The sequence below is a fragment of the Pseudomonas sp. LB3P58 genome (assembly GCF_054897895.1).
In genome coordinates this window covers 5,948,492-5,963,727 of the sequence record NZ_JBUBVE010000001.1, presented here as the reverse complement: position 1 = coordinate 5,963,727, position 15,236 = coordinate 5,948,492, and the positions used below count along the sequence as shown (strand labels likewise).

The following is a 15,236-nucleotide window of genomic DNA, read 5'->3' as shown; positions in this document are numbered from 1 at the left end:
CCTCTGCGGGTGCCTTGTCAGCTTTTTCAAACCAACAGTTATCGGGACGCCGGGCGGGTGGCTGCCGTCACGCCCGGATCGATCTGTTTCCATATATTGCACCGCCTTTGCAGCGGAAGTCGTGGTGTTAACCTCCAAAAGTCCCCCTTAAGGAGCCCCACACCATGCACGCCATCAGTTTCATTCAAGATCTGGCAGTGATCATGTTGATCGCGGGTGTGGTGACCGTGCTGTTTCATCGCTTCAAACAACCGGTGGTACTCGGCTACATCGTCGCCGGCTTCATCATCGGCCCGCACACCCCGCCGTTCAGCCTGATCCACGATGAAGACACCATCAAAACCCTCGCCGAACTCGGGGTGATTTTCCTGATGTTCTGCCTGGGCCTGGAGTTCAGCCTGCGCAAGCTGTTCAAGGTCGGTGCCACGGCCTTCATTGCGGCGTTCCTGGAAATCGTGCTGATGATCTGGATCGGCTACGAGATCGGTCGCTGGTTCGACTGGAATACCATGGACTCGCTGTTCCTCGGCGCAATCCTGGCGATTTCCTCAACCACCATCATCGTCAAGGCGCTCAACGATCTGAAGATGAAGAACGAGCGCTTTGCGCAGCTGATTTTCGGCGTGCTGATCGTTGAAGACATCCTTGGCATCGGCATCATCGCCTTGCTGTCGAGCATCGCGGTCAGCGGCACGGTCAGTTCCGGCGAAGTGTTTTCCACCGTCGGCAAGCTCTCGCTGTTCATGATCGTCGCACTGGTCATCGGCATCCTGCTGGTGCCGCGATTGCTGGCCTACGTGGCGAAGTTTGAAAGCAATGAAATGCTGCTGATCACCGTGTTGGGGCTGTGTTTCGGCTTCTGTTTACTGGTGGTCAAACTTGAGTACAGCATGGTGCTCGGCGCCTTCCTGATTGGCGCGATCATGGCTGAATCCCGGCAATTGCTGAAAATCGAGCGTTTGATCGAACCGGTTCGCGACCTGTTCAGTGCGATCTTCTTTGTCGCCATTGGGCTGATGCTCGATCCGATGATCCTGCTGCAATACGCGTGGCCGATTGCGGTGATCACCGTGGCCGTGGTGCTGGGCAAGATGTTGTCTTGCGGTCTTGGCGCCTTTATCGCTGGCAATGATGGACGCACCTCACTTCGCGTCGGGATGGGGCTTTCGCAGATTGGCGAATTTTCTTTCATCATCGCGGCGCTGGGCATGACGTTGCAGGTCACCAGCAACTTCCTTTACCCGGTCGCCGTAGCCGTCTCGGTGATCACCACGTTGCTGACGCCTTACCTGATCCGCGCGGCTGATCCGCTGTCGATCAAGCTTGCCACGGTGGTGCCGAAGCGACTGGGCAGGGTATTGGGGATGTACGGCGAATGGCTGCGCAGCATCCAGCCTCAGGGCGAGGGCGCGCTGTTGGCGTCGATGATTCGGCGGATTCTGTTGCAGGTGGGCGTCAATCTGGCGCTGGTGATTGCGATCTTCTTCTCGGGCGCTTATTTCGCCGAGCGCATGTCCGCTTACCTGCAAGACTGGATCAGCGACCCGAGCTGGCAGAAAGCGTTGATTTGGGGCGGGGCGTTGCTGTTGTCGCTACCGTTTCTGATCGCCGCTTATCGCAAGCTCAAGGCGCTTTCGATGCTGTTGGCGGAGATGGGCGTGAAGCCGGAGATGGCTGGCCGCCACACGCAGCGAGTGCGTCGGGTGATCGCCGAAGTGATCCCGATCCTCTCGCTGCTGGTGATTTTCCTGCTGCTGGCAGCCTTGTCGGCCAGTATTCTGCCGACCAACAAGTTGCTGGTGCTGATCGTCGTCGTCGCAGCCGCTGTAGCGGCGCTGCTCTGGCGCTGGTTCATCCGCGTGCACACACGGATGCAGGTGGCGTTGCTCGAAACATTGGACAACCACAAGGACTCGTCCGGGCATTAACCCTGTGGCGCGTCAAACGTCTTAGCTCTCCAGCCAGACGTCCCGCGCCCAGTGCCACACCGATTCCCAGGTTTCTTCGGCAATCAGCTCTTCTTCGGCCAGCCACAACACCACGGTGCCGTCTTCTTCGACCAGGTAGTAGTTGTCACCGTCCTGACAGATCGGAATCATGCTGCGATCAACACCCGCATCCCAGGCGTTGGCGGCAACGTCCGGCAGGTAGGTGTGGGATTGCGGGTCGGTAACGGTTACCGGCTCCAGGCTGCCGTAGACGACGTCGCTGACGGTCAGCAAAAATTCTCTGAAGACAAACGGGATGTCGATGAACAGCTGTTCTTCGATTTCCACCAGTTGATCTTCGTCGGGCAACTCCAAGGGGACCGGTACCGGTTCGTTGGCTTCACGCAGTTGTTCGATGATTTCTTCCACGTCCGGGATCCTCTTGCTTGATGGCGCGGTTTAGTTGGGGCGGTTTATACAGTAGCTCGCTATAGATGCAACCGCGAAATAGAAAACCCCAGCCGAGGCTGGGGTTTTTATTACAGCATGCTTAACGCGGGAGGGATCAGCCGTTCTGGCGGATACCGGCGACCAGCCAAGGCTGGTTCTCGCCCTGCGGACGTTCCATGTTCCAGCTTTCGCTGAACACTTCGCCCTGGTCGAAACGCGAGGTCTTCGACACACCGGTGAAGGTCAGGGTGGCGATGGTCTTGTCGGCACGATCATCCACGCCGTCCAGTTGAACATTGAGGTTATCAATGTAGGTGGACTGGAAACCGTCGCCCAGATCGGCACGTTCGCGCTTGAGGAACTCCAGCAGTTGCGGAGTCACGAACTCGGCGATCTTGTCCATTTCATTGGCGTCCCAGTGTTGCTGCAGGGACTGGAAGTGGTTGCGGGCCGCTTCAATGAAGTTCTTTTCATTGAACCAGGCCGGAGCGTTGATCACCGGACGAGCGGCAACCGGTGCTGCCGAACCGCCGAAGATCGAACCCATGGCCGCTGGCTTCTGCTCGAACACTTCACGCTGCATCGGTGCGCCAGCTGGAGCCATGTGCTCCTGCTGCTTGCGACGACGAGCGGCGATGAAACGGAAGATCAGGAAGGCGATGACGGCCATGATCAGGATGTCGAAGATCTGCATGCCCTGGAAGCCGCCGCCCATGAACATGGAGGCCAACAGGCCACCGGCAGCGATACCGGCCAGAGGGCCGAGCCAGCGCGAAGCACCGCCGGCCTTGGCGGCAACGCCCGCGGCACCGGCCGCGCCGGCAGTGGCAGCAGCACCGCCTACGCCAGGAGAAGAAGGAGCCATTTGGCTGGTCTGGTGAGTCGGCGCAGCGCCGGAGCTCTTGCCGCCACCAAAGCGCTTGGCGTTGGCGTCGAGGCTCATCGTCAGGCCGATGCACAACGCCATGGCGATGCTAAGAAAACGTTTCATAAAGGGAATTCCCATTTGTGGATGGCACGCGCGCCATGTTGCACAGCTGAAGTGTTACTGGCTAGCGGCAGAGTGTTTCGGGCTTTTGCCTGACAGGTTGTGTTCAGCTTCAATCAGCGCAGTAAGGCCTGTTAACTTTGGTTTGTAGGACGAGTGGATTAGTTCTGTAGGAAGGGTGTCTAGCGTCGCAGCGCCAGCATGACCACACCGGCCGTTATCAGGCCGATTCCGCCCCATTGGCGCAGGTCGAGTTTTTCGCCCAGCAGGATCACGCCGAGCACCGCCACCAGCACCACGCTGAGCTTGTCCACCGGAGCGACCAGCGAGGCCGGCCCCAGTTTCAGTGCGCGGAAGTAGCAGATCCACGAGGCACCGGTGGCCAGTCCCGACAGCAGCAGGAACAGGTAGCTCCTGGCAGAGATCGATCCTAATGACTGATATTGGCCCGTGGCGTACAAAATCAAGGCCAGGCTGACCAAAACCACCACGGTACGCAGTAGGGTGGCGAAGTCGGAGTTGACGTTTTCGATACCGATTTTGGCGAAGATCGCGGTCATGGCTGCAAATGCCGCTGACAACAGGGCCCAGAATGTCCAGGAAGAAAAGAAGCCTGAGCCCATTATTTCGCGCCTTTACAGATAACCAGGTGAGGTAGGTTCAACACAAAGCCCTGTGGGAGCGAGCCTGCTCGCGATAGCCACGCCTCGGTTTATCAGGCAAACCGCGGTGCTTCCATTCGCGAGCAGGCTCGCTCCCACAGAAAAGCTAATTAGATAGCTATTAAATAGCTTCGAGCTTCGCGTAACCCAGCATCAGCCACTTGCTGCCTTCGCTGAAGTTCACCTGCACCCGAGCCTGAGCCCCGGCACCTTCGAAGTTCAGGATCACGCCGTCGCCGAACACCGAATGCCGTACGGCCTGGCCGAGGCTGAACCCGGTGTCCGGGATTTCGCTACCGCCAAACAGGCTGCTGGAGCTCTGCTGCTGACCACCGCCGAACGGACGGCTGACGCTGTTGGACAGCCGCACTTCCTGGATCAGGCCTTTCGGCACTTCACGTACGAAACGCGACACCTTGTTGTAGGTCTCGCTGCCGTACAGGCGTCGGGTTTCAGCATAGGTCATCACCAGGTTCTGCATCGCCCGGGTGATACCGACGTAGGCCAAACGGCGCTCCTCTTCAAGACGACCCGGTTCTTCAAGGCTCATCTTGTGCGGGAACAGACCTTCTTCCATGCCCACCAGGAACACGTAAGGGAATTCCAGACCCTTGGCGCTGTGCAAAGTCATCAACTGAATGCTGTCTTCGTGCTCGTCAGCCTGAGTGTCCCCGGCCTCCAGCGACGCGTGACCGAGGAACGCCGCCAATGGCGTCAGGTCTTCGTCTTCTTCAGCGTTTTCGAAGTTGCGCGCGGCGCTGACCAGTTCCTCAAGGTTTTCTACCCGGGCCTGGCCTTTCTCGCCTTTTTCCGCTTCGTGGTAGGCGATCAGCCCCGACTGCTCGATGACGGTCTGGGTCATCAGATGCAGCGGCATTTCCATGCACTTGGCGGCGAGGTTCTCGATCAGCTCAATAAATGCGCCCAGCGCGCCGGCCGCGCGACCGGTCAGGCCTTTATTAGCCACCAGCAGACGCATGGCTTCCCACATCGACACATCGCTGTGACGGGCATGGTCGCGGATCGCTTCAACGGTTTTCTCACCGATACCACGGGCCGGGACGTTGATCACCCGCTCCAGCGCTGCGTCGTTGCCGCGACCTTCCAGCAAGCGCAGGTAGGCCATGGCGTTTTTGATTTCTGCCCGTTCGAAGAAGCGCTGACCGCCATAGATGCGGTACGGAATGCGCTCACGCAGCAAGGCTTCTTCTAAAACGCGTGATTGGGCGTTGGAGCGGTACAAAATCGCGATATCGCTGCGGGCCAAGCCGGTTTTCAGCGCGCTTTCGATGGTTTCCACCACGTAGCGTGCTTCATCGTGTTCGTTGAACGCAGCGTACAGATTGATCGCTTCGCCTTCGCCGCCGTCGGTCCACAGCTCTTTGCCCATGCGCCCGGTATTGTTGGCGATCAGGGCGTTGGCCGCTTTGAGGATGCCGGCGGTGGAGCGGTAGTTCTGCTCCAGACGAATGGTTTCAGCATCCGGGAAATCATCGGAGTACTGATAGATGTTCTCGATTTTCGCGCCGCGCCAGCCATAGATCGACTGATCGTCGTCGCCGACCACCATCAGGCTGTCGCCGCCCTTGGCCAGCAGACGCAACCAGGCGTACTGCACGGCGTTGGTGTCTTGGAACTCGTCCACCAAAATGTGCCGGAAGCGTTTCTGATAGTGCGCCAGCAGGCCCGGATGATCGCGCCATAGATCGAGGGCGCGCAGCAGCAATTCGGAGAAGTCGATCACGCCAGCGCGCAGGCACGCAGCCTCATAGGCTTCATAAATGCTGCGCATGGTTGCCAGGAACAGATCACCGCTGGCTTGAATATGTTGCGGACGCAGACCTTCGTCTTTCTGCCCGTTGATGAACCATTGGGCCTGACGGGCCGGCCAGCGTTGCTCGTCCAGGCCCAGCTCGCGGATCACCCGCTTGACCAGCCGTTGCTGGTCGTCGCTGTCGAGAATCTGGAAAGTCTGGCTCAGGCCGGCTTCCTGCCAGTGCGCCCGCAACAAGCGGTGCGCCAGGCCGTGGAAGGTGCCGACCCACATGCCGGCCGGGTTGATACCCATCAGCTGCTCGATGCGATGACGCATCTCGGCAGCGGCCTTATTGGTGAAGGTCACCGACAGGATGGAGTGGGGCGAGGCGTTTTCGACCTGGATCAACCAGGCGATGCGGTGCACCAGCACTCGGGTTTTACCGGAACCAGCACCGGCCAGGACCAACTGACGACCCACGCGGGCAGCTACGGCCTGGCGTTGGGCATCGTTGAGGGAGTTCAGCAGAAGGGAGAGATCATCGCGCATCGGGGCATTCTAGGGTGCGCCGTCACACCGGGCAAACCGAGCTTTGCATTAGCCGATGAAAGAAGCACGGATGACGACCGGTCGGTCACTGGCTGCAGGCGTTGGCGGGGCTCGCTCCAAGGCTTTTCAGCGGGTCAGGGGTGCTGCAGTTTTTGTCGATTTTATGATCTGGAGCAGTTTGGTCCGGGCATTTGCTTGTGTATGCTCCTTCGACGTTTCGGGCTCATGCTCACCATTATAAGAACAAGAACATTGCCTATGACCCTCAGCACCGACCTGTCGGGCCCCGTTGTGGAGCCCCGGGTTATCCGCAAACAGTACGCCATGGAAATGGCGGTCGAACGCACGCGTCTGCTTTATCAGGGCTCATTGCTGCCCACATTATTCATGTTGATCAATGGTCTGGTCTGCGCTGGCTTGCTTTGGAGTCCGCAGCGTTACTTCCTGGTGAGCGTCTGGCTGGTGTGGCTGTTGTCGCTGGTGGCGTTGCGGGTGATTCAAGTCGCAGCCTTCGATTCGGCGATACCCAACCGTCAGGCCCATCCGATCTGGCGCCGCATGTTTTTGCTGGGTTCGGCCATGACCGGTCTGACCCTGGCCGGCGCCGGCATTGCGCTGGTCCCCGCCGATAACTTCATGCAACAAGCCTGGGTGTTCGGCCTGATTGGTGCCGCAGCGCTTTCGGCCAGCGTGGCCTACGCGGTCAACCTGCCGGCGTTCCTGTCCTTTACCTTGCCCTGTTTGTTGCCGGCCATCGGCTATCTGTTTTGGGGCGGCGATGAACAAAGTCAGGGCTGGGGCTGGTTTGGTCTGATTTTACTGGGTGCGTTGAGTGTGGTCGCCTGGCAGGTCAATCGGCTCATCGATAGCGGACTGTTGCGGCGCTTCCAGAATCAGGCACTGATCGAGCATTTGCAGCAGGCTCAAAGCTGCAGCGACCAGCTCAATCAAAAGCTGGCCAAGGAAATCGACCAGCGCCGTCGTGCTGAAGACGAGCTACGTCAAATTCAGATCGAGTTGGAAAGCCGTGTTGCCCAGCGCAGCCTGGAGCTGGACGCTGCCAATCAGGCTCTGAGCAAGAGTGAAGCGCGTCTCGCCCTGGCGTTGAAGGCCAGTGAACTCGGGTTGTGGGACTGGAACCTGCAAACCGACGAAGTCCATCACACCCATCTTCAGGAACTGTTCGGCCTGGAGCCGGAATTCGTGACGGCGATGCTTCGCCACCTCAAGCCGCGCCTGCACCCTGATGACTTGCCGTCGCTCAAGCGTGCGCTGGTCGAGCATCTGAAAGGCCGCAGCGAGGATTACCAGATTGAGTACCGCGTGCGCCACGGCGATGGCCATTGGGTCTGGATCGAGGACCGAGGTCGAGCGGTTGAGCGCGGCGAAAATGGCCGGGTGATCCGCATGGTCGGCACCCGTCGCGACATCAGCGACAGCAAAGCTCTGGAAGAGCAACGGCAACTGGCCGCGACGGTGTTCGAAGCCGCCAGCGAAGGCATCGTGATTTTCGATCCGAATTACGCGCTGATCGCGGTCAATCAGGCCTTCAGCCGAGTCACTGGCTATGACATTGAAGACATGATCGGACGCAACGTGGTCGAGTTGCCGTGCAGCCGCGATGCCCGCCGGCACTACACGGCGATTCATCAGGCGCTGGAGCAGCACGGCAGTTGGCAGGGCGAGCTGGTAGAAACCCGCAAGAATGGCGAGTTGTATCCGCAATGGTTGCAACTGAACGCTGTGCGCGATGCTCGGGGAAATGTGAGCCATATCGTGGGCTTCTTCGCCGATCTGTCCGCTCGGCGCGAATCTGAAGAGCGCATGCGTTACCTGACGCATTACGACGAATTAACGGGCCTGGCCAACCGTTCTCTGTTCCGCGAACGGCTAAGCGAAGCTCATCAGCGGGTGCGCCAGGGCGGCTACCGCAGTCTGGCGTTGCTGCACATCAATCTGGACCGATTCAAGCTGCTCAACGACAGCCTTGGCCATGAAATCGCTGACCAGCTCTTGCAGAAAATGGCCCGGCGGCTGGTCAATGCGTTGCCTGAAGCGGACACCATCGCTCGCTTGTCCGGCGATGAGTTTGCCGTGTTGTTCAATGCCTACGGCAACCTGTCGAGCCTGGCGCGGGTGGCGACCCGACTGTCGACCAAGCTGCGTTTGCCGATCACTGTCGAGGGCCATGAACTGGTGGTTAGCGCGTCCATGGGCATCAGTATGTTGCCGGACAACGCGCGAGAAATTTCCGCGCTGGTCCATCAGTCAAATATGGCCATGCAGCACGCCAAGCACTTGGGCGGAAATAACTTCCAGTTCTACACCGACAGCCTGCAAGCCAGCACGCTGGAGCGCTTGCAGCTGGAAAATCAACTGCGTAAAGCCATCGAAGAGAAACAGTTGATGGTGTTTTACCAACCGAAGCTGTGCCTCGCCACGGGCCGGCTGAATGCCGCCGAGGCGCTGGTGCGTTGGGATCACCCGACCATGGGCCGTGTGCCGCCTGGGGACTTCATCGGTCTGGCCGAGGAAACCGGGTTGATCGGCCCGATCGGCGAGTTCGTGTTGCGTCAGGCCTGCTGGCAAGCCTGTGAGTGGCAGCGTCAGGGGCTTGAACCGATTCGAGTGTCGGTCAATCTGTCGGTGCATCAATTGCGTCAGGGCAAACTGGTCAGCCTGGTGCGTCAGGTGCTGGAGGAAACCGGTCTGGCGCCGCACTACCTCGAGCTGGAACTCACCGAAAGTCAGTTGCTGGACAGCGTCGAGCACATCATCGCGACCTTCCAGCAATTGCGTGATTTGGGCGTGAAACTGGCGATCGACGATTTCGGCACGGGTTATTCGTCCCTGAGCTACCTCAAGCGCATCCCGGTGGATTACGTGAAGATCGATCAGGCGTTTATCCGCGGTCTGGGGGAGGGCAGCGAGGATGCGGCGATCACCCGGGCAATCATTGCCATGGCGCACGGCCTGTCGCTCAAAGTGGTGGCTGAAGGGGTGGAACGGCAGGAGCAGCTAGAGTTTTTGAAAGCCGAGCACTGCGATGAAGTGCAGGGCTATCTCATCAGCCGCCCGGTCGAGGCCGATGGCCTGGCGGCGCTGTTGCGTGCGGACGAGAAACCCTTGTAAGGGCTACATGGAGCGCATGTGGCGTGAAATGGGGACATCGAGTTACGCATTGAGCAGGCAAAAAGCCGATTCATGTAGTATAACTACAAGCGTGCTACATCCCCGGCACCTGCCAATAACAAAGAGTCCAGCCCTTTGAATCTGCTGCAACACATCGCCCAGTCACGCCACCTCTTACGCAAGTCGGAGCTCAAGGTCGCCGACCACGTGCTGCTTGATCCTGCGGCGGTGATGCACAGCTCCATGGCCGACCTGGCCCACAACGTGGGCATCAGCGAACCGACCATCGTGCGGTTCTGCCGCGCCATCGGTTGCTCCGGTTTCCAGGACTTGAAGCTGAAGCTGGCACAGAGCCTGGCTGCTGGCGCGAGCTTCGGACAATTCGCGATTCATGAAGACGATTCGGTCGCTGATTACAGCCTGAAAATCTTCGATACAACTCTGCACACCTTGATGGAGGTTCGCGAGAAGCTCGATCCGGTGGAGTTGCAGCGGGCTGTGTCGCTCATGTCTCAGGCTCAGCGGGTCGAGTTCTATGGCTTTGGTGCTTCGGGCGCAGTGGCGGCCGATGCCCAGCACAAGTTCTTCCGTTTGTTGCTGACGGCGGCGGCGTATTCCGACCCGCACATGCAGGCGATGTCGGCGGTCACGTTGAAACCGACCGACGTGGCGATCTGTATTTCCCAGTCCGGGCGTTCCAAAGATTTGTTGATCACTGCCAATCTGGTGCGCGAAAGCGGCGCTTCGCTGATTACCTTGTGCCCGAGCCAGACACCGTTGGCCGAACTGTCGACCGTCAACCTGGCGATCGACGTGCACGAAGACACCGAGATCTATACGCCGCTGACCTCGCGCATCGCCCACCTGGTGGTGATCGACGTGTTGGCGATGGGCGTGGCCATGGCGCGCGGGCCGAGCCTGGTCAACCACCTCAAGAGCGTCAAGCGCAGCCTGCGCAGCTTGCGGTTGTCGCCTAAATCGGTAAAAGCGCTGGACGACTAAAGTCAAAAGATCGCAGCCTTCGGCAGCTCCTACATGGGAATGTGTACATCTGTAGGAGCTGCCGAAGGCTGCGATCTTTGCTTTTCAATGTTCACATCCCTGTAACCCGCCCGCCGCCAAACCGTCATCCCCTGCGCCTATCTTGAAACTCCCGTAATCGCCTTGGGAGACTCGAAATGGCCCAGCCCTACGAAGAACGCAACAGCGCCGCCAGAACCCGTCGTCAGCAGGAAGACCAGCGTCGCATGGAATTTCGCCGCGCTATCGAAGATCGCTGCGAACGTCGCCAACTGCTGGCCGAGATCGGTGATTTCCCTGAGCTGGAGCTCAACTACTGGCAGGCGGCACCGGCAACTTCCCGCCGAAACGCTCAACCAGCACGCTGATCTGCACCCGCTCGCTGCGAATAAACGCAAGGAACGCGTGCGCCACCGGTGACAGTCGTTTCGCCTTGGCTTGCACCAGGCACCAGCTGCGGTACAGCGGCAGCTCTTCGACCGGCAACTCGATCAATCCGCCGGTCGCCAACTCAAGGTTCAGGGCGTGACGCGTCAACAGCGCCACGCCCAGACCCGCCAGCACACATTCACGCTGGGCTTCGGCTGACGAGACTTCCTGGGTCTGGTTGAAGTGCACGCGCTTCTCTTTGAAATATTCTTCGCAAGCCAGCCGCGTCCCGGAGCCGGATTCGCGCATCAGCAGTGTGTAGGGTTCAAGATCCTGCAAGCGCAGCGGGCCCATGTGGCACAGCGGATGATCCGGTGGCGCCACGGCAACGATCGGGTTGTTGAGGAATGGCAAGAACTCCAGCCCCATGTCCTGCGGCACCATGGACATGATCACCAGGTCGTCGCGGTTGTCCGACAGTCGTCGAATGACCTGCCCGCGATTGACCACCGTCAGTTGCAGGTTCACTTCCGGATGTTGGCGCTTGAACGCGGCAAACAGGTGTGGCACGAAATACTTGGCGCTGGATTCCACCGCCAGTTTCAGCTGTCCTTGCAGCGATCCCTGCATGTCTGAAAGCTGCATGTCGAGGTTTTCCAGGCGTCCGAAAATGTCCCGGCTGGCGCGTTGAAGGGCTTCGGCCGCCTCGGTCATGTAGAGCTTTTTGCCGACGTAATCGAACAAAGGCTGACCAATCAGCTCTTCAAGTTGACGAATCTGTAGGCTCACGGCAGGTTGTGTGAGAGACATTTCATCGGCTGCGCGGCTGTAGGACCGCAAATCACAGACTTCATTAAAGATCTGCAATTGACGCAATGTCATACGCATCAAGGACTTACGCATTATCTAAGGACTCTGGTCGCAGGCTGATGAGCCAACTATAAGTCTTTGCTTATGCCTGACCCAATTATTATTCATTTTTGTTAATCCCTTGTGGGGGCTAGTGTGGGCCTGCGACTGAATCGAAACATTTGGTCACGCGTCGACCTGGTCTAGCAGGTCGTGGGTACCACCGGCTCAAGGGAACCTCCAAGTGATAAAAAAGATCCTGATCGCCAACCGTGGTGAGATTGCCGTACGAATCGTACGTGCCTGCGCCGAGATGGGCATTCGCTCGGTCGCGATCTATTCCGACGCCGACCGCCATGCGCTGCATGTGAAGCGTGCGGACGAGGCCCACAGCATCGGTGCCGAGCCACTGGCCGGCTACCTGAATGCGCGCAAGCTGGTGAATCTGGCGGTAGAAACCGGTTGCGATGCGCTGCATCCCGGCTACGGTTTCCTCTCGGAAAACGCTGAACTGGCAGATATCTGCGCCGAGCGCGGCATCAAGTTCATCGGTCCATCGGCTGAAGTGATTCGCCGCATGGGCGACAAGACTGAAGCTCGTCGCAGCATGATCAAGGCTGGCGTACCCGTCACCCCGGGGACCGAAGGCAACGTCGCGGATATCGCGGAAGCCTTGATCGAAGGCGACCGCATCGGTTATCCGGTGATGCTCAAGGCGACTTCCGGTGGTGGTGGCCGTGGTATCCGTCGCTGCGACAGCCGGGAAGAACTTGAACAAGCATTCCCGCGGGTCATTTCCGAAGCCACCAAGGCCTTCGGTTCCGCGGAAGTGTTCCTGGAAAAATGCATCGTCAATCCAAAACACATCGAAGCGCAGATCCTCGGCGACAGCTTCGGCAACGTGGTGCACCTGTTCGAGCGTGACTGCTCGATTCAGCGTCGCAACCAGAAGCTCATCGAGATCGCCCCGAGTCCGCAACTGACCCCTGAACAGCGCGCCTACATCGGCGACCTGTCGGTGCGCGCAGCCAAGGCCGTGGGTTACGAGAACGCCGGCACCGTGGAGTTCCTGCTCGCCGAGGGCGAGGTGTACTTCATGGAGATGAACACCCGGGTGCAGGTGGAACACACCATCACCGAAGAAATCACCGGCATCGACATCGTTCGCGAGCAGATTCGCATCGCTTCCGGTCTACCGCTTTCGGTGAAACAGGAAGACATCCAGCACCGCGGTTTCGCGCTGCAATTCCGGATCAACGCCGAAGACCCGAAAAACAACTTCCTGCCGAGCTTCGGCAAGATCACCCGGTACTACGCCCCCGGCGGCCCCGGCGTGCGCACCGACACGGCGATCTACACCGGTTACACCATTCCACCGTTCTACGACTCCATGTGCCTGAAACTGGTGGTCTGGGCGCTGACCTGGGAAGAGGCGATGGACCGTGGCTTGCGTGCCCTCGACGACATGCGTCTGCAAGGGGTCAAGACCACCGCCGCGTACTACCAGGAAATCTTGCGTAACCCGGAATTCCGTAGCGGCCAGTTCAACACCAGCTTCGTTGAAAGCCACCCTGAACTGACCAACTACTCGATCAAGCGCAAACCCGAAGAGCTGGCCCTGGCCATCGCCGCCGCCATCGCCGCCCACGCAGGCCTGTGAGGAATAGAACAATGAGCAAACAAATCTACGTTACCGACACAATCCTGCGCGACGCCCACCAATCGCTGCTCGCGACCCGCATGCGCACCGAAGACATGCTGCCGATCTGCGACAAGCTCGACAAAGTCGGCTACTGGTCGCTGGAAGTCTGGGGCGGCGCGACTTTCGACGCCTGCGTACGCTTCCTCAAAGAAGACCCGTGGGAGCGTCTGCGCCAACTGCGCGCGGCGTTGCCTAACACTCGCCTGCAAATGCTCCTGCGTGGCCAGAACCTGCTGGGCTACCGCCACTACAGCGACGACGTGGTCAAAGCCTTCGTCGCCAAGGCCGCGGTCAACGGCATCGACGTGTTCCGCATCTTCGACGCCATGAACGACGTGCGTAACCTGCGAGTGGCCATCGAAGCGGTGAAAGCTGCTGGCAAACACGCTCAAGGCACCATCGCTTACACCACCAGCCCGGTGCACACCATCGAGGCGTTCGTGGCGCAAGCCAAGCAGATGGAAGCCATGGGTTGCGACTCGGTGGCGATCAAGGACATGGCCGGCCTGCTGACTCCGTACGCGACCGGTGAACTGGTCAAGGCATTGAAATCCGAGCAATCGCTGCCAGTGTTCATTCACTCGCACGACACCGCTGGTTTGGCCGCGATGTGCCAACTCAAGGCCATCGAGAACGGTGCCGACCACATCGATACCGCGATCTCCAGCTTCGCCTGGGGCACCAGCCACCCGGGCACCGAGTCGATGGTTGCCGCCCTTAAAGGCAGCGAGTTCGACACCGGCCTGAACCTGGAACTGCTGCAAGAGATCGGTCTGTACTTCTACGCCGTGCGCAAGAAGTACCACCAGTTCGAAAGCGAGTTCACCGCCGTCGATACCCGCGTTCAAGTCAACCAGGTACCGGGCGGGATGATCTCCAACCTGGCCAACCAGTTGAAAGAGCAGGGCGCCCTGAACCGCATGAGCGAAGTGCTGGCCGAAATCCCGCGCGTTCGTGAAGACCTCGGCTTCCCGCCGCTGGTGACCCCGACCTCGCAGATTGTCGGCACCCAGGCGTTCTTCAACGTGCTGGCCGGCGAGCGCTACAAGACCATCACCAACGAAGTGAAGCTTTACCTGCAAGGCGGCTATGGCAAAGCGCCGGGCACCGTGAACGAAAAACTGCGTCGCCAGGCCATCGGCAGCGAAGAAGTGATCGACGTGCGTCCGGCTGACCTGCTCAAGCCGGAAATGACCAAGCTGCGTGGCGAAATCGGCACCGTGGCCAAGTCTGAAGAAGACGTGCTGACCTACGCCATGTTCCCGGACATCGGCCGCAAGTTCCTCGAAGAACGCGCCGCCGGCACCCTGACGCCGGAAGTGCTGTTGCCAATTCCCGAAGCCGGTAGCGTGGCCTCGGCCGGCGGCGAAGGCGTGCCGACCGAGTTCGTCATCGACGTCCACGGCGAAACCTACCGCGTCGACATCACCGGTGTCGGCGTCAAGGCTGAAGGCAAGCGTCACTTCTACCTGACCATCGACGGCATGCCGGAAGAAGTGGTGTTCGAACCGCTCAACGAATTCGTCAGCGGCGGCAGCAGCAAGCGCAAGCAAGCCACTGCACCGGGCCACGTCAGCACCACCATGCCGGGCAACATCGTCGACGTGCTGGTCAAGGAAGGCGACACCGTGAAAGCCGGCCAGGCCGTGCTGATCACCGAAGCGATGAAGATGGAAACCGAAGTGCAGGCGGCCATCGCCGGCAAAGTCACCGCCATCCACGTGGCCAAGGGCGACCGGGTGAACCCGGGCGAGATCCTGATCGAGATCGAAGGCTGAGTTAACAGCCTCGATACACCGCTTTAAACCTCGGGGGGGCATGTGCTCCCCTT

Annotated in this window: 11 protein-coding genes; 6 read left to right on the top strand and 5 right to left on the bottom strand. The window is 59.5% G+C overall.

Annotated features, from left to right (window positions below):
* Positions 1 to 164 precede the first annotated feature (164 nt).
* Positions 165 to 1,928 (top strand): cation:proton antiporter, encoded by a 1,764-nt coding sequence (locus ACYZTZ_RS27835; protein ID WP_462000276.1) that lies wholly within the window; start codon positions 165 to 167, stop codon positions 1,926 to 1,928.
* Between the two features lie 21 nt (positions 1,929 to 1,949).
* On the opposite strand, the gene ACYZTZ_RS27830 is transcribed toward ACYZTZ_RS27835, so the two are convergent.
* The 4 genes from ACYZTZ_RS27830 to uvrD form a co-directional block, all read right to left on the bottom strand.
* Positions 1,950 to 2,357, bottom strand: a complete 408-nt coding sequence (locus ACYZTZ_RS27830; RefSeq protein ID WP_008156656.1) for an SMI1/KNR4 family protein — start codon at positions 2,355 to 2,357, stop codon at positions 1,950 to 1,952.
* A gap of 136 nt (positions 2,358 to 2,493) precedes the next feature.
* Positions 2,494 to 3,369 carry a Tim44 domain-containing protein gene (locus ACYZTZ_RS27825; protein ID WP_046044967.1) on the bottom strand — a complete coding sequence of 292 codons (876 nt, stop codon included), beginning with the start codon at positions 3,367 to 3,369 and terminating at the stop codon, positions 2,494 to 2,496.
* Between the two features lie 179 nt (positions 3,370 to 3,548).
* Complete coding sequence (locus ACYZTZ_RS27820) at positions 3,549 to 3,989, bottom strand: EamA family transporter (RefSeq protein ID WP_046053914.1); 441 nt, start codon at positions 3,987 to 3,989, stop codon at positions 3,549 to 3,551.
* A 160-nt stretch (positions 3,990 to 4,149) separates the two neighbouring features.
* The gene (uvrD, locus tag ACYZTZ_RS27815; RefSeq protein WP_056738578.1) at positions 4,150 to 6,333 is read right to left on the bottom strand and encodes a DNA helicase II; all 2,184 of its coding nucleotides are present in this window, start codon (positions 6,331 to 6,333) and stop codon (positions 4,150 to 4,152) included.
* A gap of 258 nt (positions 6,334 to 6,591) precedes the next feature.
* Between uvrD and ACYZTZ_RS27810 the strand changes: the two genes are divergently transcribed.
* The 3 genes from ACYZTZ_RS27810 (at position 6,592) to ACYZTZ_RS27800 (ending at position 10,853) form a co-directional block, all read left to right on the top strand.
* Complete coding sequence (locus ACYZTZ_RS27810) at positions 6,592 to 9,465, top strand: EAL domain-containing protein (protein ID WP_462000275.1); 2,874 nt, start codon at positions 6,592 to 6,594, stop codon at positions 9,463 to 9,465.
* 135 nt (positions 9,466 to 9,600) lie between these two features.
* Positions 9,601 to 10,467 (top strand): transcriptional regulator HexR, encoded by an 867-nt coding sequence (gene hexR, locus ACYZTZ_RS27805; RefSeq protein ID WP_008156648.1) that lies wholly within the window; start codon positions 9,601 to 9,603, stop codon positions 10,465 to 10,467.
* Between the two features lie 176 nt (positions 10,468 to 10,643).
* Positions 10,644 to 10,853 carry a PA3496 family putative envelope integrity protein gene (locus tag ACYZTZ_RS27800; protein ID WP_046044971.1) on the top strand — a complete coding sequence of 70 codons (210 nt, stop codon included), beginning with the start codon at positions 10,644 to 10,646 and terminating at the stop codon, positions 10,851 to 10,853.
* Here ACYZTZ_RS27800 and ACYZTZ_RS27795 read toward each other — a convergent pair.
* Positions 10,795 to 11,757, bottom strand: a complete 963-nt coding sequence (locus ACYZTZ_RS27795) for a LysR family transcriptional regulator (protein WP_462000274.1) — start codon at positions 11,755 to 11,757, stop codon at positions 10,795 to 10,797. The genes ACYZTZ_RS27800 and ACYZTZ_RS27795 overlap by 59 nt on opposite strands.
* Positions 11,758 to 11,947: 190 nt before the next feature.
* Between ACYZTZ_RS27795 and ACYZTZ_RS27790 the strand changes: the two genes are divergently transcribed.
* Complete coding sequence (locus tag ACYZTZ_RS27790) at positions 11,948 to 13,363, top strand: acetyl-CoA carboxylase biotin carboxylase subunit (RefSeq protein WP_008156643.1); 1,416 nt, start codon at positions 11,948 to 11,950, stop codon at positions 13,361 to 13,363.
* Positions 13,364 to 13,374: 11 nt separating this feature from the next.
* On the top strand, positions 13,375 to 15,183 hold the full coding sequence (gene oadA, locus ACYZTZ_RS27785; protein ID WP_462000273.1) for a sodium-extruding oxaloacetate decarboxylase subunit alpha: 1,809 nt from the start codon (positions 13,375 to 13,377) through the stop codon (positions 15,181 to 15,183).
* Positions 15,184 to 15,236: the final 53 nt, after the last annotated feature.

Excerpts from the sequence above, each read along its gene's own strand:
- ACYZTZ_RS27835 (WP_462000276.1), top strand. The coding sequence starts at position 165 with ATGCACGCCATCAGTTTCATTCAAGATCTGGCAGTGATCATGTTGATC.
- ACYZTZ_RS27825 (WP_046044967.1), bottom strand. The coding sequence starts at position 3,369 with ATGAAACGTTTTCTTAGCATCGCCATGGCGTTGTGCATCGGCCTGACG.
- ACYZTZ_RS27820 (WP_046053914.1), bottom strand. The coding sequence starts at position 3,989 with ATGGGCTCAGGCTTCTTTTCTTCCTGGACATTCTGGGCCCTGTTGTCA.
- uvrD (WP_056738578.1), bottom strand. The coding sequence starts at position 6,333 with ATGCGCGATGATCTCTCCCTTCTGCTGAACTCCCTCAACGATGCCCAA.
- ACYZTZ_RS27810 (WP_462000275.1), top strand. The coding sequence starts at position 6,592 with ATGACCCTCAGCACCGACCTGTCGGGCCCCGTTGTGGAGCCCCGGGTT.
- ACYZTZ_RS27800 (WP_046044971.1), top strand. The coding sequence starts at position 10,644 with ATGGCCCAGCCCTACGAAGAACGCAACAGCGCCGCCAGAACCCGTCGT.
- ACYZTZ_RS27795 (WP_462000274.1), bottom strand. The coding sequence starts at position 11,757 with ATGCGTAAGTCCTTGATGCGTATGACATTGCGTCAATTGCAGATCTTT.
- oadA (WP_462000273.1), top strand. The coding sequence starts at position 13,375 with ATGAGCAAACAAATCTACGTTACCGACACAATCCTGCGCGACGCCCAC.